The 20,576-nt window shown below is 40.4% G+C and carries 24 protein-coding genes and 2 pseudogenes; 24 read left to right on the forward strand and 2 right to left on the reverse strand.

Annotated features, from left to right (window positions below; all coding sequences use genetic code 11):
- Positions 1–323 precede the first annotated feature (323 nt).
- Entirely contained in the window at positions 324–773 is a 450-nt protein-coding gene (locus AB5Z12_RS14310; RefSeq protein ID WP_148462133.1) for a helix-turn-helix domain-containing protein, read from the reverse strand.
- Positions 774–954: 181 nt separating this feature from the next.
- On the opposite strand from AB5Z12_RS14310, the gene AB5Z12_RS14315 reads away from it, so the two are divergent.
- The 21 genes and pseudogenes from AB5Z12_RS14315 (at position 955) to AB5Z12_RS14415 (ending at position 17,501) form a co-directional block, all read left to right on the forward strand.
- A complete protein-coding gene (locus tag AB5Z12_RS14315) occupies positions 955–1,149 on the forward strand; it encodes a cytidylate kinase-like family protein (RefSeq protein ID WP_148462134.1) in 195 nt (64 codons plus the stop codon).
- Between the two features lie 2 nt (positions 1,150–1,151).
- Positions 1,152–1,763, forward strand: a pseudogene (locus AB5Z12_RS14320) (Arm DNA-binding domain-containing protein); the annotation flags it as partial.
- Between the two features lie 333 nt (positions 1,764–2,096).
- Positions 2,097–2,675, forward strand: coding sequence for a C40 family peptidase (locus AB5Z12_RS14325; RefSeq protein WP_368357326.1), 579 nt, complete (start codon positions 2,097–2,099; stop codon positions 2,673–2,675).
- Complete coding sequence (locus tag AB5Z12_RS14330) at positions 2,656–3,018, forward strand: DUF4315 family protein (RefSeq protein WP_012744294.1); 363 nt, start codon at positions 2,656–2,658, stop codon at positions 3,016–3,018. The genes AB5Z12_RS14325 and AB5Z12_RS14330 overlap by 20 nt, the downstream gene beginning before the upstream one ends.
- On the forward strand, positions 2,990–4,402 hold the full coding sequence (locus tag AB5Z12_RS14335; protein ID WP_243284599.1) for a CD1107 family mobile element protein: 1,413 nt from the start codon (positions 2,990–2,992) through the stop codon (positions 4,400–4,402). Before AB5Z12_RS14330 ends, AB5Z12_RS14335 begins: the two co-directional genes overlap by 29 nt.
- The gene (locus AB5Z12_RS14340) at positions 4,403–6,178 is read left to right on the forward strand and encodes a DNA topoisomerase (protein WP_368357322.1); all 1,776 of its coding nucleotides are present in this window, start codon (positions 4,403–4,405) and stop codon (positions 6,176–6,178) included. It abuts the gene before it with no gap.
- 195 nt (positions 6,179–6,373) lie between these two features.
- Positions 6,374–6,622, forward strand: a complete 249-nt coding sequence (locus AB5Z12_RS14345) for a hypothetical protein (RefSeq protein WP_368357323.1) — start codon at positions 6,374–6,376, stop codon at positions 6,620–6,622.
- A pseudogene (locus AB5Z12_RS14350) lies at positions 6,615–7,790 on the forward strand (CHAP domain-containing protein); the annotation flags it as partial. The gene AB5Z12_RS14345 and the pseudogene AB5Z12_RS14350, both read left to right, overlap by 8 nt.
- 158 nt (positions 7,791–7,948) lie before the next feature.
- Positions 7,949–8,161 (forward strand): helix-turn-helix transcriptional regulator, encoded by a 213-nt coding sequence (locus tag AB5Z12_RS14355; RefSeq protein WP_008703822.1) that lies wholly within the window; start codon positions 7,949–7,951, stop codon positions 8,159–8,161.
- Between the two features lie 5 nt (positions 8,162–8,166).
- A complete protein-coding gene (gene vanR / locus AB5Z12_RS14360) occupies positions 8,167–8,868 on the forward strand; it encodes a VanR-ABDEGLN family response regulator transcription factor (protein ID WP_004853366.1) in 702 nt (233 codons plus the stop codon).
- On the forward strand, positions 8,855–9,940 hold the full coding sequence (locus AB5Z12_RS14365; RefSeq protein WP_148462135.1) for a HAMP domain-containing sensor histidine kinase: 1,086 nt from the start codon (positions 8,855–8,857) through the stop codon (positions 9,938–9,940). The genes vanR and AB5Z12_RS14365 overlap by 14 nt, the downstream gene beginning before the upstream one ends.
- Before the next feature lie 143 nt (positions 9,941–10,083).
- Entirely contained in the window at positions 10,084–10,932 is an 849-nt protein-coding gene (locus AB5Z12_RS14370; protein ID WP_330386414.1) for a hypothetical protein, read from the forward strand.
- A 4-nt stretch (positions 10,933–10,936) separates the two neighbouring features.
- A complete protein-coding gene (locus AB5Z12_RS14375; protein WP_004853372.1) occupies positions 10,937–11,650 on the forward strand; it encodes an ABC transporter ATP-binding protein in 714 nt (237 codons plus the stop codon).
- A complete protein-coding gene (locus tag AB5Z12_RS14380) occupies positions 11,640–12,824 on the forward strand; it encodes an ABC transporter permease (protein ID WP_368357327.1) in 1,185 nt (394 codons plus the stop codon). Before AB5Z12_RS14375 ends, AB5Z12_RS14380 begins: the two co-directional genes overlap by 11 nt.
- Before the next feature lie 27 nt (positions 12,825–12,851).
- Positions 12,852–13,355: a hypothetical protein gene (locus AB5Z12_RS14385; RefSeq protein ID WP_015514509.1), complete on the forward strand. Its 504-nt coding sequence runs from the start codon at positions 12,852–12,854 to the stop codon at positions 13,353–13,355.
- 43 nt (positions 13,356–13,398) lie between these two features.
- Positions 13,399–14,355 (forward strand): D-alanyl-D-alanine carboxypeptidase family protein, encoded by a 957-nt coding sequence (locus tag AB5Z12_RS14390; protein WP_012744280.1) that lies wholly within the window; start codon positions 13,399–13,401, stop codon positions 14,353–14,355.
- Positions 14,356–14,420: 65 nt separating this feature from the next.
- Positions 14,421–14,819, forward strand: coding sequence for a winged helix-turn-helix domain-containing protein (locus AB5Z12_RS14395; protein WP_015514508.1), 399 nt, complete (start codon positions 14,421–14,423; stop codon positions 14,817–14,819).
- A gap of 441 nt (positions 14,820–15,260) precedes the next feature.
- Positions 15,261–15,863, forward strand: a complete 603-nt coding sequence (locus tag AB5Z12_RS14400) for a hypothetical protein (RefSeq protein WP_012744278.1) — start codon at positions 15,261–15,263, stop codon at positions 15,861–15,863.
- A gap of 42 nt (positions 15,864–15,905) precedes the next feature.
- Entirely contained in the window at positions 15,906–16,490 is a 585-nt protein-coding gene (locus tag AB5Z12_RS14405; protein ID WP_012744277.1) for an SOS response-associated peptidase, read from the forward strand.
- 23 nt (positions 16,491–16,513) lie between these two features.
- Positions 16,514–16,972: a YaiI/YqxD family protein gene (locus AB5Z12_RS14410; protein WP_015514506.1), complete on the forward strand. Its 459-nt coding sequence runs from the start codon at positions 16,514–16,516 to the stop codon at positions 16,970–16,972.
- Between the two features lie 85 nt (positions 16,973–17,057).
- Positions 17,058–17,501, forward strand: coding sequence for a hypothetical protein (locus AB5Z12_RS14415; protein ID WP_368368691.1), 444 nt, complete (start codon positions 17,058–17,060; stop codon positions 17,499–17,501).
- A gap of 15 nt (positions 17,502–17,516) precedes the next feature.
- Here the strand turns inward: AB5Z12_RS14415 and AB5Z12_RS14420 are convergent, their stop codons facing one another.
- Positions 17,517–19,154, reverse strand: a complete 1,638-nt coding sequence (locus tag AB5Z12_RS14420; RefSeq protein ID WP_368357324.1) for a relaxase/mobilization nuclease domain-containing protein — start codon at positions 19,152–19,154, stop codon at positions 17,517–17,519.
- On the opposite strand from AB5Z12_RS14420, the gene AB5Z12_RS14425 reads away from it, so the two are divergent.
- The 3 genes from AB5Z12_RS14425 (at position 19,081) to AB5Z12_RS14435 (ending at position 20,565) form a co-directional block, all read left to right on the forward strand.
- The gene (locus AB5Z12_RS14425) at positions 19,081–19,842 is read left to right on the forward strand and encodes an ATP-binding cassette domain-containing protein (protein WP_178090622.1); all 762 of its coding nucleotides are present in this window, start codon (positions 19,081–19,083) and stop codon (positions 19,840–19,842) included. The genes AB5Z12_RS14420 and AB5Z12_RS14425 overlap by 74 nt on opposite strands.
- 173 nt (positions 19,843–20,015) lie before the next feature.
- Positions 20,016–20,264: a type II toxin-antitoxin system prevent-host-death family antitoxin gene (locus AB5Z12_RS14430; RefSeq protein ID WP_021905858.1), complete on the forward strand. Its 249-nt coding sequence runs from the start codon at positions 20,016–20,018 to the stop codon at positions 20,262–20,264.
- 1 nt (position 20,265) lies between these two features.
- Positions 20,266–20,565 carry a type II toxin-antitoxin system RelE/ParE family toxin gene (locus AB5Z12_RS14435; RefSeq protein ID WP_019163197.1) on the forward strand — a complete coding sequence of 100 codons (300 nt, stop codon included), beginning with the start codon at positions 20,266–20,268 and terminating at the stop codon, positions 20,563–20,565.
- The last annotated feature ends 11 nt before the right edge of the window (positions 20,566–20,576 follow it).

The following is a 20,576-nucleotide window of genomic DNA, read 5'->3' on the forward strand; positions in this document are numbered from 1 at the left end:
TGCATTTTTATTGCATTTTTAAAATTTAGATTATGTGGCTATGTTGCTCTTAACTGGTTAAAAAGCCTTTAAAATCGTCTATATGCGTTAATACTCCGTACTGTCTGTCTGGAGTTTGAATAATTAAAAATTTCTGGAAAGCCTTATAAACAGGGTGTTTCCGGGCAGATAAAGTTCTATTTGATAACAAAATGATAACACTGGATATTTTGGCATTATTTATCAGGTATCCTGTGGTTATCGAGTAATATGTGTGAAACCGACAAAAAAGGTCTTACTGAATTGAGTGAAATCAATTTGGTAAGGCCTTTTTTCGTCGGCTTTTATTTTGCGTTTTTTGGATAGTTGTAACGCCACTGATCATATTCTTCCTGAGTGATCTCGCCGGATTTGAGTTTTTCTGCCTGTTCCTGCCATTCATGGAACATATCGAACATGGAAAGGTAGGTGGTTCCCTTGGATTTGTCCAGCCGGAGACAAAGTTCTCCGTCAATCTCATCAATGTGAAGTCCGTAAAGGTCTTCTAAGGTAAATAAGGTATGCATCAGTCCAACGTAACTGTCAATATCCGGGACAGCCAGAGCATGAGGGGATACTTCAAAAATATCAGCCAGTGCGTTTAGGTATTTCTCCTTTGGACTGCGTGCCCCTTTTTCATACTGTGCAATGCGGACATCAGCCTGTGAATCACTGAATCCCAGCTGTTGCCCCAAATATTTCTGCGTGAAACCACGCAGAAGTCTGAAATGGTGGATTCTTTCGCCTATTGCCATATGCTATATCTCCTGTCTTTTTCTTGATAGGTTGAGTATAGCATATCCAAATGGTAGAGACAAGAAAATCCATACAAAAAAGTATGGGTAAATGTATTGAAAGTACTTGACCCATACAGAATAGTATAGTATAATTCAACCAATACAAAATAGTATAGTGAAAAGAAAGGAGAAATTTTCTATGAGTAAAATGTTTATGAATGTGAAAGAGGTCATGGAAGTCCTGGAAGTATCGGAATCCTACGCATACAAGCTGATGAAAAGGCTAAACAGGGAATTGCAGGCAATGGGATGCCAGACAATCGCAGGAAAAGTTGAACGGAAGTATTTTTATGAGCAGTTCTATGGAACAAGATCGAATGATGGGAGGAATTAGGGATGGCAATTTACAAGAATGACAATGGCACCTGGTATGTAATGATTCGTTATCAGGACTGGACAGGTGCAAGAAAACAGAAATGCAAACGAGGATTTTCTACAAGAAAAGAAGCTGCGGACTGGGAATTACAATTCAAATTACAGAAGAAAGCAAGCGTGGATATGACAATGGAAAGCTTTTGCACTATGTATGAAGAAGATGTCAGACCTTCTTTGAAGCAGAGTACCTGGCTTACAAAAGAAAATATTATTCAGAAAAAGATTCTTCCGTATCTTGGAAAACGTAAAGTATCGGAAATTACAGCTAAAGATGTGATGGACTGGCATAACCAAATGAGAAAACTCAAAACGAAGACAGGAAAACCTCTTTCGCCAACGTATCTGAAAACGATACATGGACAATTAAGCACCATTTTTAATCATGCAGTGAAATATTACGACCTTAGCACTAATCCGGCGAGAAAAGCTGGGGCACTGGGAGAAGAAGAAGGCAAGGAAATGTTGTTCTGGACAAAAGAAGAATATAAGCGGTTTGCAGAAGAAATGATGGACAAACCTCTTTCCTACTATGCTTTTCAACTGCTTTACTGGTGCGGGATTCGTTCCGGTGATGATGATGATAAAATAAGACTAAATCAACGGAAACCCAGTAAATACAAGGGGTTGAGGCGATTTGGTCCTGAAAAAAACTTGCAACGAATCAACAAATTTATGAAGGAAAGGCCTATCTTTTATAAAAACCTTATTCAGATGAAAGAAAATATTCGCTTTTATCTGAGATGCTTTTACTGTATCACGAAAGTGATGATATTACAATTTAATAGCGAAAACAGGACCGAATTAGCTCGTAATGGATGAAAATCTGTTTAGCTGATTCGGTCATTTTTATTGATTGAAAGGTGATGAAAAAATGGCTAGAATTATTTCTATTGTAAAGGCTATGAACTGCGGTATGCACATTTAAGCAGCCGGAGTGTATCTGCAGGTGCATCCGTCACGAAAGGTGATGAGATCGGTCTTGTAGGAAATACCGGAAATTCTACAGGAAGCCATCTTCACATTGAACTTTTGAAAAATGGAGAGCGGTTAAACCCGATCTTTTATCTGGAAACAGGAGAAGGGACAGGCTTTGGTGGTAATGAATATACCAGTGAAGCAGCGCAACGTTTACTGGAAGAGGCTGCAAAATATCTTGGAACACCGTATGTGTGGGGCGGATATTCCCCAAGTGGATTCGATTGTTCCGGATTTGTCAGCTACTGTCTGGTTCATTCCGGGGTAAGAAATACGGGAAGGCTGACTGCACAGGGACTGTACAACATTTGTACGCCAGTATCCCAGTCAGAAGCACAGCCAGGAGATCTGATCTTCTTTACCGGAACCTACGATGCAGGAGAACCAGTAACGTATATTGGAATCTATGTGGGCAATGGTCAGATGATCCATTGTGGGCATCCGGTTCAGTACACGTCCATCAACTCTCCATACTGGCAGAGCCATTTCTATGGATTCGGGCGATGGTAAGGAAAAGGGCGGTATAACAGCCGCCCGGAAAGGAGAAGAGATGAAAAGTCTTGAAAAAGCAACGGCAGATTATGAGAAAGCCAAGGAAAAAATGGAAGCATCTAAAGCCAGATATGAAGCAGATTTAAAGCGGTTCAAGGCTGCGGAGATTGCAAAAACAGAAGCAGAAAATCTGGAAATTGTAAGAATTATCCGTGCAATGGATATGAGTATTCCGGAATTGGAAGCTTTTAAAAAGAAAATGAAAAATGAGTTGCCCGGCAGGGTAGAAATACAGAAGGAGGAAATAAAAGCCGATGATGAATCTGGAAAAAATGAAACAGAAGAAGAGAACAAATACTAAAAGCAGGGTAAAAAAGAGTCTGCTTGCAGCAACGACATTTCTTTGCCTGACAACACCTTTGCTCCAGACACAGACTGCTTATGCAGCTGAGAATACCACGCCTGCAATCACGATTGAGAAACCGGATGGATGGAAACAGGGAGAAACAACCATTGCTGTTACGGTAGATGCCAGCCATATGCCGGAAGGTTTCTCAATAGCAAAGATTGAAGCAAAAGCAGGAAAAGATGGAAGCTGGCAGGATGTAACTGGAAGCGGAAGTATCACGATCACAGGAAATCAGACAGTGTATGTGCGTGTGACAGATGGTGATGGAAAGGTGTATGAGCAGAATCGTTCTATTAAGTGTTATGACACGGAAAAGCCGACACTCTCTGCTTCCCTGACAGATGGTGTGCTGACGATTCAGGGGAATGATACAGTATCCGGGATTACTGCAGTAACAGTTAATGGCACCACTTATACAGATCTGAAGGATGGAATGCTGAGAGTGCAACTGACACAGAAAGATTTTACTACAAAACAGATTGAGATTACGGTAACAGACGGTGCCGGAAATACTTCTGAAAAGTATGTGTTGCAGAATCCTTATTATGAATGGGCAAAGAAGCAGGCAGAGAAACAGAAAACCTCCAGTGACAGCAATGGTGCAATGGCAACTACGACCAGTGCAGATGCAACGGGAACTGAAAAAACAACGACTTCTCCGCTTCCGCAGGATGCACAAGCTTCTGAGCCAACAGATGCAAAAGGAACTGTGGATGATCGGACAGTGACAGGTATTGAGGAACAGCTTAATAAAGAAGGCGAGACAGCAGATTCTGTTACTAAAACAGCTACGGAAGGCACAAAAGAGTTTTATACCATTTCAACTAAGAGTGGTAAGATTTTTTATCTGATCATCGACAATTCAAAATCTCAGGATAATGTGTATTTCCTTACAGAAGTCAGCGAGAAAGATCTGATGAACTTCACACTTTCTGATTCCGTGACACTTCCGGAAGTAGATACTGTTTATGCAGAACCAGAGAAACAGGCTGAAGAAGAAAAGCCGGAAACAACTGAGACAGCTGAGAAAGATAAGGTAGAGGATGAAATCCAGATGCCAGAAGATAAAAGTCCATTTGGAACGTATCTTCTGATTGCACTGGTTGCAGTAGGAGCTGCGGCAGGAGGATATTACTTCAAAGTCTATAAACCAAAGCATGAATATGATGACGAGGATGAGATGGAAGAGGATGAAGATGAATCCGAAGATTCAGAATCTGAAAAGCGGGAAGTAGACGATGCAGATGAGCAGGAAGAAAGTATAGAACCAGAAATCCTGAGAGACGAGGATTTTGATGATGCTGTGCTGGAAGATGAAGAAGAGGAGCAGGAGTAAATGAAATTAGTGATTGCAGAAAAGCCATCGGTTGCGATGGCACTGGCTTCCGTGATTGGAGCCAGAACAAGAAAAGATGGCTACGTGGAAGGAAACGGTTATCTCGTTTCCTGGTGCGTAGGACATCTGGTTGGATTATGTGATGCATCAGAATACGATGAAAAATATAAAAAATGGAGATATGAAGATCTGCCGATTGTGCCGGAATGTTGGAAACACAGGGTATTGGAAGGCACGAAAAAGCAGTTTGGAATCTTGAAAAAACTGATGCGAGATTCCAAAGTAGATGAAGTAATCTGTGCTACAGATGCCGGGCGGGAAGGAGAACTAATCTTCCGTCTGGTGTATGAGCAGGCAGGATGCAAAAAGCCGATGAAGCGGCTCTGGATCTCTTCCATGGAGGAACAGGCAATTAAAGATGGATTTGCGTCATTAAAAGACGGTTCGTGTTATGACAGTCTCTATCAGTCAGCACTTTGCAGGGCAAAGGCAGACTGGCTGGTGGGAATCAATGCGAGCCGTCTTTTTTCCGTTCTGTATAACCAGAATCTGAAAGTTGGAAGAGTACAGACACCAACACTTGCCATGATCGTGGATCGAAATCAGAAGATCAAGGAATTTACCAAAGAAAAATATTATATGGCTCATATCAAGTTTGACGAGATGGATGCGGTCACAGAGCATTTTCAGAAAAAAGAAGATGCAGATAGAGTGGCTGCGGACTGTATGGAGCGTATGTGCGAAGTGGAAAAGGATGATGTGAAAGAAAAAACGGTCCGTCCTCCGAAGCTCTATGATTTGACCACTCTGCAGAGGGAAGCAAACAGAATGTTTGGTTATACCGCACAGCAGACATTGGATGCCGTGCAGGAGATGTATGAGCAGAAGCTGGTCACTTATCCGAGAACAGACAGCCAGTATCTGACAGATGAGATGGGAGAAAGCACTGAAACACTGATTCAGATGTTACTTGGGAAAATGCCTTATGCTGAAGGTCTGGAATATCACCCAGACGTGAGTAAGGTATTAAATTCAAAGAAAGTATCCGATCACCATGCGATTATCCCAACCATGGAAGTAGCCAAAGCAGATATTGGTGAACTGAAAGAACGAAACCGCAAGATTTTGTATCTGATGAATCCAAGATGTCAGAAGCTGTCTGAGCTGGATGCAAAAACAGCAGAAATGGATAAAGAATGGTATGCAAAACGTGATCCGAAGACAGAGGAACCTACAAAAATTGCAAAGATATATGTGACTGTATATTATGAGGAAAAAGGTGAACAGATGCTGCATCATTTTAAGAAGTCAATGGATATTGGAAATGGACATGGCGGTATTGTGAGTCAGTTGAAGTATGATAATGAAATGAAGCTTACAGATGAGTATTGGATCAATTACCAGAAAGGCAAAGGAAGTGAAGAGTTCCAAAAGTATATGGAAGATCTGACAGACATGCAGAATCATGTGCTTCCGTATCTGCAGAGTTTTTGCAATCTGGAGGAAAAAGGTGTGAAGGAGAGACGAGAACAGCAGATAGCAGAAAGATATGAAGGAAGAGCAGATGAGAGGGTAACAAGTACCGAAGCGAATGAAGTTGTTAAGGATGTAGGAAAAACAGATAGAAAACCGGCACAGCAGAAGCAGGCGGTAGATGGAAAAGATAAGAAATTATCCATTCATGAACGGCTTGAGATCAATAAGAGGATTATTCAAGAAAAGCAGGGAAAAGATAAAACGGAGAGAGGAGTTGATTTGGGTGTAAGGACAGTGTAGAATAAGCAGAACGAGTCGGAGGTCATGGATGATAACGTGGCTTCCGGCTTTATTGCGTATTGTCGGAAGAATTATAAATGGTATAATGAATGTAAATGCGATAAAAGAATGTCGCCTGTTATGCGACTTCCAAATGAGAAAAGTGTGTTATTCTGAGATCAAACAAGAGGCTAATAGAGTCAGGAGGATGACATTATGAGTAAAAAAGGATATAGCAGACCAGGATTCTTTGGTGGTATGAACGACTATGATGCAAATGGAAAGAAAATCGGACATAGTTCGCCTTCCTTTTTTGGTGGTATGAATCATTATGACAATAACGGGCATAAAGTAGGTGAGAGTCGACCAGGATTCTTTGGCGGTTTAAACCATTATGATGACAAGGGGCATAAGCGGGGGCATAGCAATCCAGGATTTTTAGGTGGATTCAATCATTACGGTTAAAACTGCACAGAGAGCAGCACAAGCGGCAAGGGCTGCGGCAAAAGCCGCCGTGGTTACGGTAAAGGCGATTGCCAAAGCGACCGCACTTGCCATTAAAGCGATTATTGCCGGAACGAAAGCCTTGATTGCCGCTATCGCCGCAGGCGGCTGGGTGGCGGTTTTGGTTATTATCGTGATTTGCCTGATTGGTATGATCCTCGGCTCAGTATTTGGCATTTTCTTCTCAGACGAAGATTCCGGCACTGGAATGAGTATGCAGACCGTTGTGCAGGAAATCAATACCGAATACGATACCAAGCTGCAAGAGGAAAAGAACTCGGTATCCTATGATGTTCTTGAAATGAGTGGCAGCAGAGCCGTTTGGAAAGAGGTGCTTGCCGTTTACTCTGTAAAAACGAATACGGATCAAGATAACCCCCAAGAGGTTGCCACAATGGACGATGGCAAAAAGCAACTCTTAAAAGACATCTTTTGGGAGATGAATCAAATATCTTCCCGAACAGAGAGCAAGACCGAAACAGTTATTACCGAAACCGATGACGGACACGGTAATATCGTGGAAACTGAAAGCACGGTCACACAAACCTATCTGTATATTACCGTCAGCCACAAGACTGCCGAGGAAATGGCGGCGCAATATGGTTTTAACGAAGAACAGAAAGGCTACCTCGCTGAACTGCTTGCAGATGAAAACAATTACCTTTGGTCACAGGTGCTTTACGGCATTACAGGCGGCGACGGACAGATCGTGACCGTTGCACTCTCTCTGGTTGGCAATGTGGGCGGTCAGCCGTATTGGTCGTGGTACGGTTTTAACTCCCGTGTAGAATGGTGTGCTTGCTTTGTATCTTGGTGTGCCAACGAGTGCGGCTATATCGACGCTGGAGTTATCCCAAAATATGCAGGCTGTGTCAACGGAGTACAATGGTTTAAGGATCGTGGACAATGGCTGGATGGCAGCGCCGAGCCTGCCCCCGGAATGATTATTTTCTTCGATTGGGCAGACGAAAGTGGTCAGGATGGATTATCCGACCATACGGGTATTGTTCAAAAGGTCGAAAACGGCAAGGTTTATACGGTCGAGGGCAACTCCGGCGACAGTTGCCGAGTCAATGAGTATTCTATCGGTTATTACGAGATTCTTGGCTACGGCGCACCTGCCTATTAAAATACACAAGCCGCCTGCATTTTGCAGGCGGTTGGATTACATATCAGAAAGATATTGTGCCGGTTTGAAAACTAAAAGTCTCAAAATACAGACTTAATAATTGCGATTTCACTCTCAAAGTGCTATAATACAAACTATATTTGGGTGGAGGTGCGGAAATGAAAGTACGGTACAACAAACTTTGGAAACTTCTGATTGACAAGGGAATGAAAAAGAGTCAATTACGAGAAGCGGTCGGGGCAAGCAAAAGTACATTTGCGAAACTCGGAAAAAATGAAAATGTTACCCTTCCCGTGCTGTTGAATATATGCGAATACTTAGAGTGTGATTTTGGCGACATAATGGAAGCCGTACCCGAAAATGAGGTGTAGGATCAATGAACAAGAAGATTTTAATTGTGGATGACGAAAAAGAAATCGTTGATCTGCTTGAAGTGTATTTGAGTAACGATGGTTATTCAGTATATAAATGTTATAATGGGTTAGAGGCGATGAAATGTATCAAACAGTCGCAGATTGATTTAGCGATACTTGATATTATGCTGCCGGATATTGATGGTTTTCGACTTTGCCAAAAAATTCGGGAAAAGTTTTACTTCCCTATTATTATGCTTACCGCCAAAATTGAGGATAGCGACAAGATTATGGGGCTTACGATTGGTGCGGATGATTATATAACGAAACCGTTTAATCCTTTAGAGGTTGTGGCAAGAGTAAAGACGCAATTAAGGCGTTATCAGAGCTATAACAGTCCTAATTTGAGCCAATCCGAAGAAAAAGACGAGTATGACATCAGAGGTCTACTGATAAACAGAGTCAGCCACAAGTGCTACTTGTATGGCAAAGAAATAGCCTTGACTCCGTTGGAGTTTTCTATTCTGTGGTATCTGTGCGAACATCAGGGTAAAGTTGTCGCCTCGGAGGAATTATTTGAAGCCGTGTGGAAAGAAAAGTATCTTCGCAACAGTAACAATACGGTAATGGCGCACATTGGGCGGCTTCGGGAAAAATTGAATGAACCTTCAAAAAATCCGAAGTTCATTAAAACTGTTTGGGGGGTAGGGTATGAAATTGAATAAAAAAGAAAAAAACTATCTGCTCTCTACCTTGTTCAAAGGGTATGTAATTCAATGTGCGATTTGCTCTGTGCTTATTTTTGGCGGTACTTTTCTTTTAGGAATTATGGCAGAGGAAATTCTCCGCAAGTATGTTTTGTATTATTACTTGTATTACAGAACAGTATATCTTTATATAGTGGCTGTAATCGTGTGGGGTGGCTGTATTATATACATGACATACCTACTTTTGAAAAAAGTAGTCGCCTATGTGTACGAGGTACAGGCTGCGACAGGAAAAATGTTCGATCAGAATGTCAGTTACATTGAAATGTCCCCGGAGTTGAGTGAAATCGCCGCTAACATCAATCAGTTAAAACAAGAGGCTGAAAGTAATGCAAGGCTTGCAAAAGAAAATGAGCAGCGAAAAAATGACCTGATTATGTATCTTGCACACGATTTGAAAACACCGCTTTCTTCTGTAATCGGGTATCTTACTTTACTGCGTGATGAGTCGCAAATCTCAAAGGAACTTCGAGAAAAGTACCTTTCAATCACTCTTGGTAAGGCAGAACGGTTAGAGGATCTGATTAACGAGTTTTTCGAGATAACACGATTCAATATATACGATATTACATTACAATACACGAAAATCAATTTAACTCGCCTGCTGGAGCAACTTGTATATGAATTTAAGCCTATGCTCAAATCAAAGAATTTGCAATGTAATCTTTGTGTTGATGATGATATAATGCTTCGATGTGACGCAGACAAAATTCAGCGTGTTTTTGATAACCTTTTGAGAAATGCGGTTATCTACAGTTTTGAAAATACGGATATCGCGATCAGCGCACAATGTCAGGAAGATACGGTCAGCATTATTTTTTGTAACCACGGCGATACTCTGCCGGAAGAAAAGTTAAACAGGATTTTCGAGCAGTTTTATCGGCTTGACGCAGCGAGAAGTACAAGCAGTGGAGGAGCTGGATTAGGTTTGGCGATTGCAAAGCAGATTGTTGAACTACACAATGGTACAATCGTTGCAGAGAGCCAAGAGGATCAAAACAAGTTTTCAATTACTTTGCCGTTGGCGTAGGAAAATTGTAAGAATTTGCATAGAAAAAAAGAGGAATATCTTACGAGCAATCAAGAAAATACGGGCTTCTGTTTTGGTACAATAAAAGTATCAAGATAGAGGCTCGTATTTTTTGTGATACAGCATAAGGAGGAATGATGAAGTTGCTAAGAAAACAAATGCTGCTATGTTCTATTTTGTTTCTTGTATTTACGCTATCTGCCTGCTCTGCAATTGGGCAGACAGACGAAAACAATCTTACAGATAGCGCAACATCCGCAGAAAAAACGGTATCAGTTGTACGAGGGACAATTACTCCAACCGTTTCAACGCAAACGACTATTGTTCCGGCAGTACCGTTTATTATTTTCTCACCCGAAAATGGCATATTTAATACAGCGGTAGAATTAGAAGAAAAAATCACTGCCGGGCAAATTATTGGAACTGTGAACGGCAAAGAATTGAAATCTCCGGTGGATGGTACAATTACCTCTATTGCCCCATCCAATGAAAGCGTACCGAGTAATTATCCCGTAGCGATAGTGCATTATACAGGATTTGCCCTCAATGTAGAGGCAGATAATTTTTTGAGTACCTTACCGGAGTATGCAGAGTTGAAAGCAAAATTTCAAGTATATGATGGTGTAGGACCAACCGATATGATTGCCGTGGTGTCGCCTGCCGCAGATGAAAATGCGTTTACGGGAATCGTGCCGCAAGAGGGCATTCTGCAATGCTTGATCAGTCAAACAGTCGATGTGAAATCGGGGCAAAGTGCAACGGTAGTCATAACGGCGACAACGAGAAATGATGTCCTTATATTGCCGCTGTCGGTAATAGCGGGTAGACAAGGGACGGGATTGGTTACTGTAATTACTCCGAATGGAGAAAGAGTGGAAACAAAAGTGACATTGGGTGTGACAGACGGAGCCAATATAGAAATACTGTCCGGCTTAGAGGAGGGCGATGTAGTTTCTGCTACTCCGCCAAACCTTGATCCGAGGGGGATTTGATAAAATGAAAGGAATTTCCGAAAAGACTTTAATCAAAATAAAGGATTTGAAAGCAAGCGTCAAATTGAATAATGGCGATATGCTGACAACAGTAACCAACGCTAATATGGAATTGCAACGAGGGCGCAGTTATGCCATTGTCGGAAAGTCCGGCTCAGGCAAAACAAGCCTTATATCCATTATTGGCTTGTTAAATCGGGAATATGAGGGCGAGTACCTTTATGATGGTATATCTATTTCTGCTTTGAAAGACCGTGATCTGTCTATACTGCGAGCCAATAATATCGGATTTGTATTTCAGAACTACTCTCTGATTAAGCACTTGCGGGTATGGGAAAATATCGAATTACCCCTACTCTATGCCAAAAAGTCGTTTACCGCCAAACAGCGTCACGAGATAATTACAGGCTTGCTAAAAAGTGTCGGCTTAGAAAGCAAGGAAAATGATTACCCAATCAATTTGTCCGGCGGTGAACAACAAAGAGTTGCAATCGCAAGGGCGCTTGCAGTATCTCCGGAAGCCATTTTATGTGATGAGCCTACGGGAGCGTTGGATAAAAAGACGGGAACGCAGATTATGGAACTGTTGCACAGCGTCGTAAAAGAAAATGGAATTATGCTGCTGTTGGTTACGCACGATCCTGATATTGCAGATACCTGTGATACGATTTTTGAAATGGATGGAGGGAGGATAACTTGTGCTAAAAATGATACTTAAAGACCTTCGTCTGTCTCCACTTAGAAGTATTCTGACAAGTGTTTCAATGCTTGTAGGCATTATCGCAATGCTTGGATCGGTATTAGTTGGTACGCTTGGACGGGAGTATTTGATTTCCGTAAACGCACAGGTATATGGCTGGTCACCTACTTACTCATTCGTGATAACGGAATCCGATTTTCACGATAGAAATAAAATGGAACAATTATTCCAGAGATTTGAAGCCATTGATGATGTAGCCGTTGTTACTTTTTCTATGGGAGAAGATATTCGATTTGCACCAATGAAAGATTTAACGCCAATACCGCCGAATGATGTTTACCAAAACCTGATGGCTTTTGATTTAGTTTGCACCACGGAGGCATATAGTCAAGTCTATAATCTTCCAATGACATCCGGTAGATGGTTAGAGCCTTCGAGTGAGGGCGGCTCGCTTGAAGTGGTCATAAACAAAGAAGCTAAAAACTATTTTAATGATTCGCCCTATGCTGCAGGAAATGTAAAAAGCACACTTTCGTTAACCCCATTCAATATTGTCGGAGTAGTAAACGATGGCAGGGATTTTCCGACTATCTATGCGGATTCTGCGGCGATCCTCAATTTCGCACCAGCAATGTGGCAAGTACAAAATGCAAATGTGTATTGGCATCCCACAACAGGACTGACAATCGAACAGATACATTCTGCCCTTGGCGACATTTTGACTGATACCATTGGCGGTTACTGGGAAAGTGCTGGGCGGAGTGATATTGGAGATACCTATGATTCGGTATTGTCCATACTGCAATTAGGGCTTTTGGTTACTTCGCTTTTGTTGCTGTTTGTTTCCGTATTAGGGCAGATCAATATCGGACTATCTTCATTGGAACAGCGCACACATGAGTTGCTGATCCGCAGAGCGATAGGTGCTTCACGAACAAATATTGTGGCATTGGTTTTAGGCTCACAGTTGATTTTATCAATATTCGTTTGCCTTGCAGCTATTTTGATTTCGCTGATTTTGGTGCATTGTATTGGAGCGTTGCTCCCTGTGGATTCCCCGGTGGGAACACCGAGTTATCCAATCAGCGTTGCTGTTGTTGCAGTTGCTGTGTCTGTGCTTACAGCATTATTGGGCGGATTATTACCAGCATTGAAAGCAGCAAAATTAGAGCCTGCATTGGCTCTTAGATAATAAAACTCAATTCAAGGAGGAAACAAAATGAAACGAACAATCTCAAAATCCGAAAGACCGTACAGACTGTTATTGTGTGTTATGATTTCTTTGCTGGTGATTATGCTGGCAGGCTGCTCCACTTCTTCGGACTCCGACACAAACACAAGAGGTTTCACGGACTTTGCTACCATTGAAGAAGAATACCTAACGACCATTGAGAGTTTGAATTGGCCGGAGGGCTTTACGCCGCCTGATGCTTTGGAAGGCGAAGATACGGGAGCGTCTTTTCAGATAGGATATGGCGATACAAGAGCATCTAACCTTTGGGAATATTCTTGGATGCAGGAATGGCTTGATACTTACAATACGGATTCGGAAAGGGCGGCAAAAGCCTTAGCTGAACTCGAAAAAGCCTTTGATATGCCTTATATGGGAACAGATCGCTGTGATGACGCCACACGCAAATATCTTCGTGATAATATTGATAAAGCTAAGTTGGGAGATCCGTCTGGATTTACAGAGTGTATTCAGGCAAATTATGCCGATTAAAAATGGCACATAGGAGTTTTGGTGTTGGGAGGTGAGCACATATATGCAGAGAAAACGCCGTAAGAAAAAACGATTTGGAGTATTTTTGTTTTTGCTTGTAGTTTGTATCGGCATAGGTATAATGTTTGTGCCGTGGGCAATGCAGCCGGAAAATTTCAGAGAGGTAAAGAATAAAATAAATGGTTTTCTCTACAAAGAAGATTTTCCTGACTCTTATAATGCAAAATCGCTGATTTTGGTGGATTGTTCTGATGATGAAATATTTGTTTCAAAAAACGAGAACGAGCCACAAATTCCTGCAAGTTTAGCCAAGCTGTTTGTTATTGAGTATGCGTCAACTTTAGCAGACCTTGATAGTATCGTTGTTGCAGACTATGGTGCTATTTCACTCACGAAACCTGGCTCGTCTGTTGCTCAAATCAAGGAAAAAGAATACTTTTTACACAATCTATTTGCGGCAATGTTAGTACCGTCAGGGAATGACGCAGCTTATGTGGTTGCTGATTATTGTGGAGGATTACTTTCGCCGCAAGCAGAAAGCTGTCAAGAGCGTGTGAGGATTTTCATGGAGAACTTAAACCTGCATTTGCAACAGCAGGGGTACTTAGACACAGTTTTATATGATCCGAGTGGTTTTGATATGGAGGCACTTACCACCACTTTAGATTTGAAAGAAGTAGTATATCGGTTGTTGGAATACTCGTGGTTTAGAGAAATTGTATCTCAAAACACTTATACGGCAACACTGCCTGATGGCAGTACACAAATATGGCAGAATACAAACGCCTTCCTTGATCCGACATCCGAATATTACAACGAAAATGTATGCGGAATTAAGACTGGCTCTCTGTCTGACGACTATAACTTGATTGTGCTTTATCAGCAGCACGGAAAAGAGTTTTTGATATGCAGTTTAGGCTCTCAGTCCGATTCCTCTCGTTATGACGATGTGAATTTTATTCTGAAAACGATTGATGAATCGTATTATCTCACGCAATAAATCTTATGTTGTCCAAGACAAAAAAACTAACCAAGGGGGGTGATAATATCGGACGAATCGTAATAATGGAGTTCAAAGCACAAGACTCAACAGCCTTTGACGATATGCTGGCTTTTGTAAAACAGCACCCTGATTTTGAAAAATTAGAGATTTCATATGAGCCGACATTATCCCTTTCCGGCTTAGAAATCAATTTGAGCCGGCGCAGAGTTATCAATAACGGTCAGGAAATTGAACTGACCGTCAAAGAGTACGATATACTCTGCTTGCTCGCAGCCAATAAAGGTCGTGTTCTTACATACGAGCAGATTTATGATAAGGTGTGGGGCGAAATATCAGCAGGCAATGAAAAGGATACCGTAGGCTTTCACATTCGGAATCTTCGTAAAAAACTTTGTGATACAAACTCTCACTTTTCCATAGATAGTGTTCGTGAGATCGGCTACCGCTTTAACAGTCAGTAAGCAGTCCCTCGTAGTTCATAATGAATTGCGAGGGATTATTCATTTTCTAAGACGGTATGTCGGAATTTGATAAATCCCTGCAAATGTTGATTTTATACGACTGTTAAGAGCAATATCGTGTCTAAACTTGCGACTGGACTTTGCATTTTCTACGAGTTATCTTCGTAATATCTCGGCATTATACTACTGGAATGTTTATCATAAACAGGGCATGATTTATGGCAGAATGGGCAGTCGTTCTCGTGCCATTTATTAGGTCTTGCTTGGATACGAATATGTTTAACTCCATTCTTATCAGAGTAAAGATTACAATTTTTTATAACTGTGTTCTTGACATTAAGGACACTTTTGCATAATGTATTAACTGAAGCCACTTGTGAATACTCCTTTTGTGTTTTTCTTCGCAGTTAATACATTAAAGGACACAAGTGTTTTTTCAATATGGTGTTGTTAATTTATGGTGTTAGGCTTCCACCATTATGCCAGAAGCCTCATATAAATTTATTGGGAAGAGTTACCGATCAAGTTTTCTCAGAATCCGAAGAATGGGATATTGATACGGTGTCAGAAACTATTGCATCGGAATATGAAAGAGCAACGAATCTTTCGATAAATAAAGAGAAGCAGAATTTGCCAATAGAAGAAAAACGAACGATAGATGTTAAAGAAATACGAGAATGGCTGAACTTTATTATTACGATTATATCAGTTGTTTTGGGAGTTACGAATTCTTCAGCAACAACGATAAATAATTACAATTATACACAACAAGTCAATAATTATTACATCGTTGGAATGGGATATGATGCGAAGGAGCTAAATACGACTAAATATAGAATCGTTAATAGAGAATCTATTGTACGACTGAAGCATGACTGCCATTCGATTGTAATTGAAAAGCTTGAGGAAGGGAAAGTTGTTAGAATTATAGATAAATATAAAAAGTGGCGACAGATAATTTGGGAGAATGAAGATGGTGAAGAATGTATGGGGTGGATTCAAAATTATAAATTAACTGAGTTTAAAGTGCCTAGAAATAAATGATGTATATTTGATGAAATAGAATCTATAAGTGAAGGAAGTATTATGTGTGGTAGATATTATATTGATTCTGATATGGCAGATGAAATCGAAAAAGTAGTGCATGATATAGACCAACGGATCCGGCAGGAACATTTTGCAGGAGATATCTTTCCAACCAATGTAGCACCGATCATTGAAAAATCAGAACATGGATTGAAACTGGATGTTTGCAAGTGGGGATATCCATTGTCACAAGGAAAGAATCTGGTTATAAATGCAAGAGCAGAATCTGTTATGGATAAACCTTCTTTTCGAAATGGAATCCTCTATCACCGCATTTTGATACCGGCAAGTGGGTTCTATGAATGGAATCGGTTAAAAGAGAAAAATACATTTTCCAGATATGATGCACCAGTATTGTATATGGCTGGCTTCTGTGATTGGTTTGAGAATGAACGACGATTTGTGATTATGACTACAGCAGCCAATGAATCTATGATAAAAGTACATGATCGTATGCCGCTGATATTGGAAAAAGGACAGCTGAAAGATTGGTTCGATGACAGGAAAATGGAGCAAATTCTGCATCAGGTACCGGTTCAGCTAAAACGAGAGGCAGAATACGAACAGCAGAGCTTATTCTTATAATGGTTCAGAGGAGAAATAGAAAGATGCAAATATTTGTTGATGCAGATGCCTGCCCAGTGGTTGCGATCATTGAAAAGATTGCAAAAGATAATAGTGTTCCGGTAATGTTGTTGTGTGATACAAACCATGTTCTGTCATCGACTTATAGTAAAGTTGTTGTTGTCGGTGCAGGAGCAGATGCAGTAGATTATAAACTGATTAGTATCTGCCATAAAGGAGATATTGTCGTATCACAGGACTATGGTGTGGCTGCAATGGCATTGGGAAAAGGTGCTTATGCTATTCATCAATCAGGTAAATGGTACACGGATGATAATATTGATCAGATGCTAATGGAACGTCACCTGAGTAAAAAAGCCAGAAGAAGTTCCCGTAAATGTCATGTCAAGGGACCGAAGAAGCGGACGGAGGAAGATGATGAAAGATTCGCTCAGTCTTTTGAAAAAATGCTTTTGATGGCACGGGAGAAAGAAGGCAGATGAGGAATTGTAGATGCAGAGGAACGACAGAAGCTATAAAGACTTAAAACAAAAACAGAAGAGTGCAATAGCAGATAAAACATACAAAATGCACTTGAAGTTTTATCTTGAGAATCAGCGAATGCCGGATGCTACTGAAATGAATGATATATGCAAAAGTTTGTTTACGGCAGTTCAATCGCTTGCTCCTAAAACGGAATATGAAGAATTTTATAAAATTGTTGAAAAGCGTGAAAAGAGTTATGAAGAACGTATCCTGAGAGACATTCAGAATGGAATTATAATAGAAACACTTATGGCAAAAAAACATAAGAAAACGCCGGAAGAAAAAGCAGCTGTTGCGAAACAAAAGAAGCAGCAGAGGCGAGCAAGACGGAAACAAGAAACAAGAGATAATCTGGCTAAAGAAGAAATCTTGCAAGATGACAGATTTTTCGTTATTGCCGGTTATACCTCCGGAGGTGCACCGTATGGTGTCACCTGGGAGGAAATGGGTCTGAAACCTTGGGAAGATTTGGAAGAGAATAATTGAGTTGTCAGTGCAATCTTATTTATCTCTTGTGACAGAAACAGGTTCCCGTTTTGCCGGAAGTAAGTCTGAATTGATTTCAGGAGCATCGAGCAGCACAGAGAAATTTTGCTGAATGATATCCAGTGTTTTCTGCTTTTTCTGTAATTTCTGTTTTTCCCGGACGGTAGCAGCTTGTTCAGATTCAAGATTTTCAATCCGCTTCTGGATTTTTTCAGAGCTAGGGATTTTAGTAACACCGAGATCCTGAAGCTCTTTTTTTAGTGAATCGTGGAGTTGGTATTCTGCCAGATGCTTGGAACGGTATTCTTTTGGATTTTTTGCAGATTTGCAATCTTCTATCACTTTACGGCAGAGCCGGTAAGAATCACAGTGTTTCTGAATGACTTTCTGCGTGCTTAGCTCACTGGTGATGTGTGCTATTCTCTGATCAGCCGCTTTAACAGAAGCATCAACATCAGAAACATGCTGCCTGAAATCCTCATAATTCAGTAGGTTATTTTCTGAAAGATAGTTGAAGGTGCGGGCTGCCTCTTTTAGATTATTGAGTTTTGCCCAATGTTCAAATCCTTCTCGATTGCCAGTCGTTACATACGTGGAGATATTGATATACAGGCGAGCTTCTCTGGACAGATGTTTTGGAGTTTTCACTTTGCTACGATTTTTAGCTAAGTGGATGCGGACGTTTTCTTCCGTATAATAACTTCCCAGAGATTTCATATAAGTGAAATTTTTTTGTTCCGGTGCACGGAAAGAAAGATGCTTTCCCTGCCGGACTTCATATCCAGCTAACTGCATTTTTTGTAGAAATTCCTCATAGTTGATGGAAGTCCAGATTGCTTTATCAACTGCAACACGTAGCTTGGCTTTCCAACTGGTGCCACGATGATATTCCATGTTCTCTTTATAGCTTTTTCCTTTTTCTCCGGTTGGCATACTGGTGGCAAGTCCATTTTCCAGGCAGATACGATTACTGATTCTGCAGAGTTTATGGTAGCTCCGCTTATTGGAAACATACTTGTGATGATCAACAAAGCTTGCAGCGTTGAAGATGATATGGTTATGAATGTGCTTTTTATCAACATGGGTACTGATCACGTATTCATATTTTCCTTTCAGTACTTCGGCTGCAAATTGCTGTCCTAAGCGATGGGCAGTTTCGGCATCAACTTCTCCAGGTTTAAATGACTGGATCAGATGAAATGCCAGGTTATCACCTTTGTCCATTCCATTCTTTTTTGCCATTTCTCTAGTCATGGAAAATTCGAGATCAGCAGTTTCCGGGGAACAGCCAAAACTGGAAACCAGCAGTTTTTCATCAGTCTTGTCTGGATTCGTGATATAGTCCAGAGCTTTCTTGTCTGTTACTTTAATGGGGAAGATCTTAATATATAAAATAATTGCTTTGGGTGAAAAGGGCGGTAACGCAGGTGGATATTTAGTTGACGTCAATGCATTTTTAAAAAAACAACGAGATATAAAAAAATACGTTCCAGTTGTTGCAAAAAAACAAATTAGAATATTGTTAAATAGTTCTATATATAAATATAAAGGGGTTGATTTGGCAGTAGCAGAAAATTGTATGAATTTGATTACTGGATATTCAGGTGTTGGTAAATCTACTTTGTTAAGGGAATATTTCCCGCAGTATTTCAATAGTTATTTATATATAAATCAGAAACCGCTTCTCGGAAATAAGAATTCTTGTGTGGCTACTGTGTTAGATTTATCAAATAAAATCTCAGAATTGTACGCAAAGAAGCACAAAAAGGACAAGAAGTTCTTTTCAAACTTGACTGGAAATGATGGTATGTGTCCTGTGTGTTTAGGGGCGGGATATATTGAATATGGTGGTGATTATCATCAGAGTATGCGAGTTGAATGTAGAGAGTGTGAAGGTACAGGATTTAACAAAAATCTTAAAAAATATAAAATTAAGGGCAAATCAATTTTTGATGTTTGGAAGATGACATTAGATGAGGCAATAGATTTTTTTGAGGATATCGACAAGTCGATTACAAAAGTGTGTATAACTGCGTCTGAAATTATGTTAGGTCATTTACAGATTGGACAAGCAACTGCTACATTGTCTGGAGGAGAAAATATTCGAATAAAAATTATGAAAGCATCAAAATCAACCGCAAAAGTTATTGGTGTTGACGAGCCCTTCAAAGGCTTAAGCAATATAGAAATTGATGCAGTCGCAAACTATTTAAATAGAATAAGAGAAAAAGGCAAGACGCTTATTGTGATTGATCATTCAACAGGTGTAGAAGATTATTTTTCTCAATGGATTCAAATAGAAAATATCGATAATAGATTAATTGGAAAACAGTTTAAGTAATGCAAGTAGATACATTTTAAGTGAATTGGTTAATCTGCGATATATTACCATAATAAAAATATTCGGAATGAGAACACTTTTAAGCTGTAAAAATTTACGTTGAATTTTACAGCTTTTTGTGTATAATAGAAGTAGCAGAAACAATTTAAATCAAAGGAAGGAGCTGAAAGAATATGGCAAATATTTTACCAGTATCTGATTTGAGAAATTATAATGAAGTCCTGAAAAACTGTCATAAAGGAGAACCGGTATATCTGACTAAGAATGGCAGAGGACGTTTCGTTGTCATGGATATTGAAGATTATGAGCGTGACCGTGCAGAGAAAAAGCTTCTCTTGAAGCTGCAGGAAGCTGAAGAAGCAGTGAAAGATGGCGAAGGTTGGTTAGATCTGGATGAACTGAAAGCACTTGTGGGGGAATAAGATGTTAAAACTGCGGATCAATCCGATTGTTGCAAAGGATTTGAAAAACATCCGGGATTATATTGCTGAAGATAACGAAGAATATGCAGCAAAGACCATAAAGGAAATTTACGGTAAATTTGAAAACCTTCAGATGTTTCCTGGAATGGGGTCAGATCTCTCCAAACGGGTCAGCTTTCGGACAGATTATAAATATGCGATATGGGAAGATTATGTGATTATCTACAAGGTCGGTAACGAATATGTAGAGATTTATCGTGTAGTTAACCGATATCAGGATATCACGAGAATCTTTGATTGATAACAGAGATG

The sequence above is a fragment of the Ruminococcus sp. RTP21358st1_G6_RTP21358_211008 genome (assembly GCF_040908885.1).
Lineage (GTDB): Bacteria > Bacillota > Clostridia > Lachnospirales > Lachnospiraceae > Blautia_A > Blautia_A faecis.

Bases quoted from the DNA above. Each gene is read 5' to 3' on its own strand.
- AB5Z12_RS14310 (WP_148462133.1), bottom strand. From the start codon at position 773: ATGGCAATAGGCGAAAGAATCCACCATTTCAGACTTCTGCGTGGTTTC.
- AB5Z12_RS14315 (WP_148462134.1), top strand. From the start codon at position 955: ATGAGTAAAATGTTTATGAATGTGAAAGAGGTCATGGAAGTCCTGGAA.
- AB5Z12_RS14330 (WP_012744294.1), top strand. From the start codon at position 2,656: ATGGATTCGGGCGATGGTAAGGAAAAGGGCGGTATAACAGCCGCCCGG.
- AB5Z12_RS14335 (WP_243284599.1), top strand. From the start codon at position 2,990: ATGAAACAGAAGAAGAGAACAAATACTAAAAGCAGGGTAAAAAAGAGT.
- AB5Z12_RS14340 (WP_368357322.1), top strand. From the start codon at position 4,403: ATGAAATTAGTGATTGCAGAAAAGCCATCGGTTGCGATGGCACTGGCT.
- AB5Z12_RS14345 (WP_368357323.1), top strand. From the start codon at position 6,374: ATGAGTAAAAAAGGATATAGCAGACCAGGATTCTTTGGTGGTATGAAC.
- AB5Z12_RS14355 (WP_008703822.1), top strand. From the start codon at position 7,949: ATGAAAGTACGGTACAACAAACTTTGGAAACTTCTGATTGACAAGGGA.
- vanR (WP_004853366.1), top strand. From the start codon at position 8,167: ATGAACAAGAAGATTTTAATTGTGGATGACGAAAAAGAAATCGTTGAT.
- AB5Z12_RS14365 (WP_148462135.1), top strand. From the start codon at position 8,855: ATGAAATTGAATAAAAAAGAAAAAAACTATCTGCTCTCTACCTTGTTC.
- AB5Z12_RS14375 (WP_004853372.1), top strand. From the start codon at position 10,937: ATGAAAGGAATTTCCGAAAAGACTTTAATCAAAATAAAGGATTTGAAA.
- AB5Z12_RS14380 (WP_368357327.1), top strand. From the start codon at position 11,640: ATGATACTTAAAGACCTTCGTCTGTCTCCACTTAGAAGTATTCTGACA.
- AB5Z12_RS14385 (WP_015514509.1), top strand. From the start codon at position 12,852: ATGAAACGAACAATCTCAAAATCCGAAAGACCGTACAGACTGTTATTG.
- AB5Z12_RS14390 (WP_012744280.1), top strand. From the start codon at position 13,399: ATGCAGAGAAAACGCCGTAAGAAAAAACGATTTGGAGTATTTTTGTTT.
- AB5Z12_RS14395 (WP_015514508.1), top strand. From the start codon at position 14,421: ATGGAGTTCAAAGCACAAGACTCAACAGCCTTTGACGATATGCTGGCT.
- AB5Z12_RS14400 (WP_012744278.1), top strand. From the start codon at position 15,261: ATGGTGTTGTTAATTTATGGTGTTAGGCTTCCACCATTATGCCAGAAG.
- AB5Z12_RS14405 (WP_012744277.1), top strand. From the start codon at position 15,906: ATGTGTGGTAGATATTATATTGATTCTGATATGGCAGATGAAATCGAA.
- AB5Z12_RS14410 (WP_015514506.1), top strand. From the start codon at position 16,514: ATGCAAATATTTGTTGATGCAGATGCCTGCCCAGTGGTTGCGATCATT.
- AB5Z12_RS14415 (WP_368368691.1), top strand. From the start codon at position 17,058: ATGCACTTGAAGTTTTATCTTGAGAATCAGCGAATGCCGGATGCTACT.
- AB5Z12_RS14425 (WP_178090622.1), top strand. From the start codon at position 19,081: ATGAATTTGATTACTGGATATTCAGGTGTTGGTAAATCTACTTTGTTA.
- AB5Z12_RS14430 (WP_021905858.1), top strand. From the start codon at position 20,016: ATGGCAAATATTTTACCAGTATCTGATTTGAGAAATTATAATGAAGTC.
- AB5Z12_RS14435 (WP_019163197.1), top strand. From the start codon at position 20,266: ATGTTAAAACTGCGGATCAATCCGATTGTTGCAAAGGATTTGAAAAAC.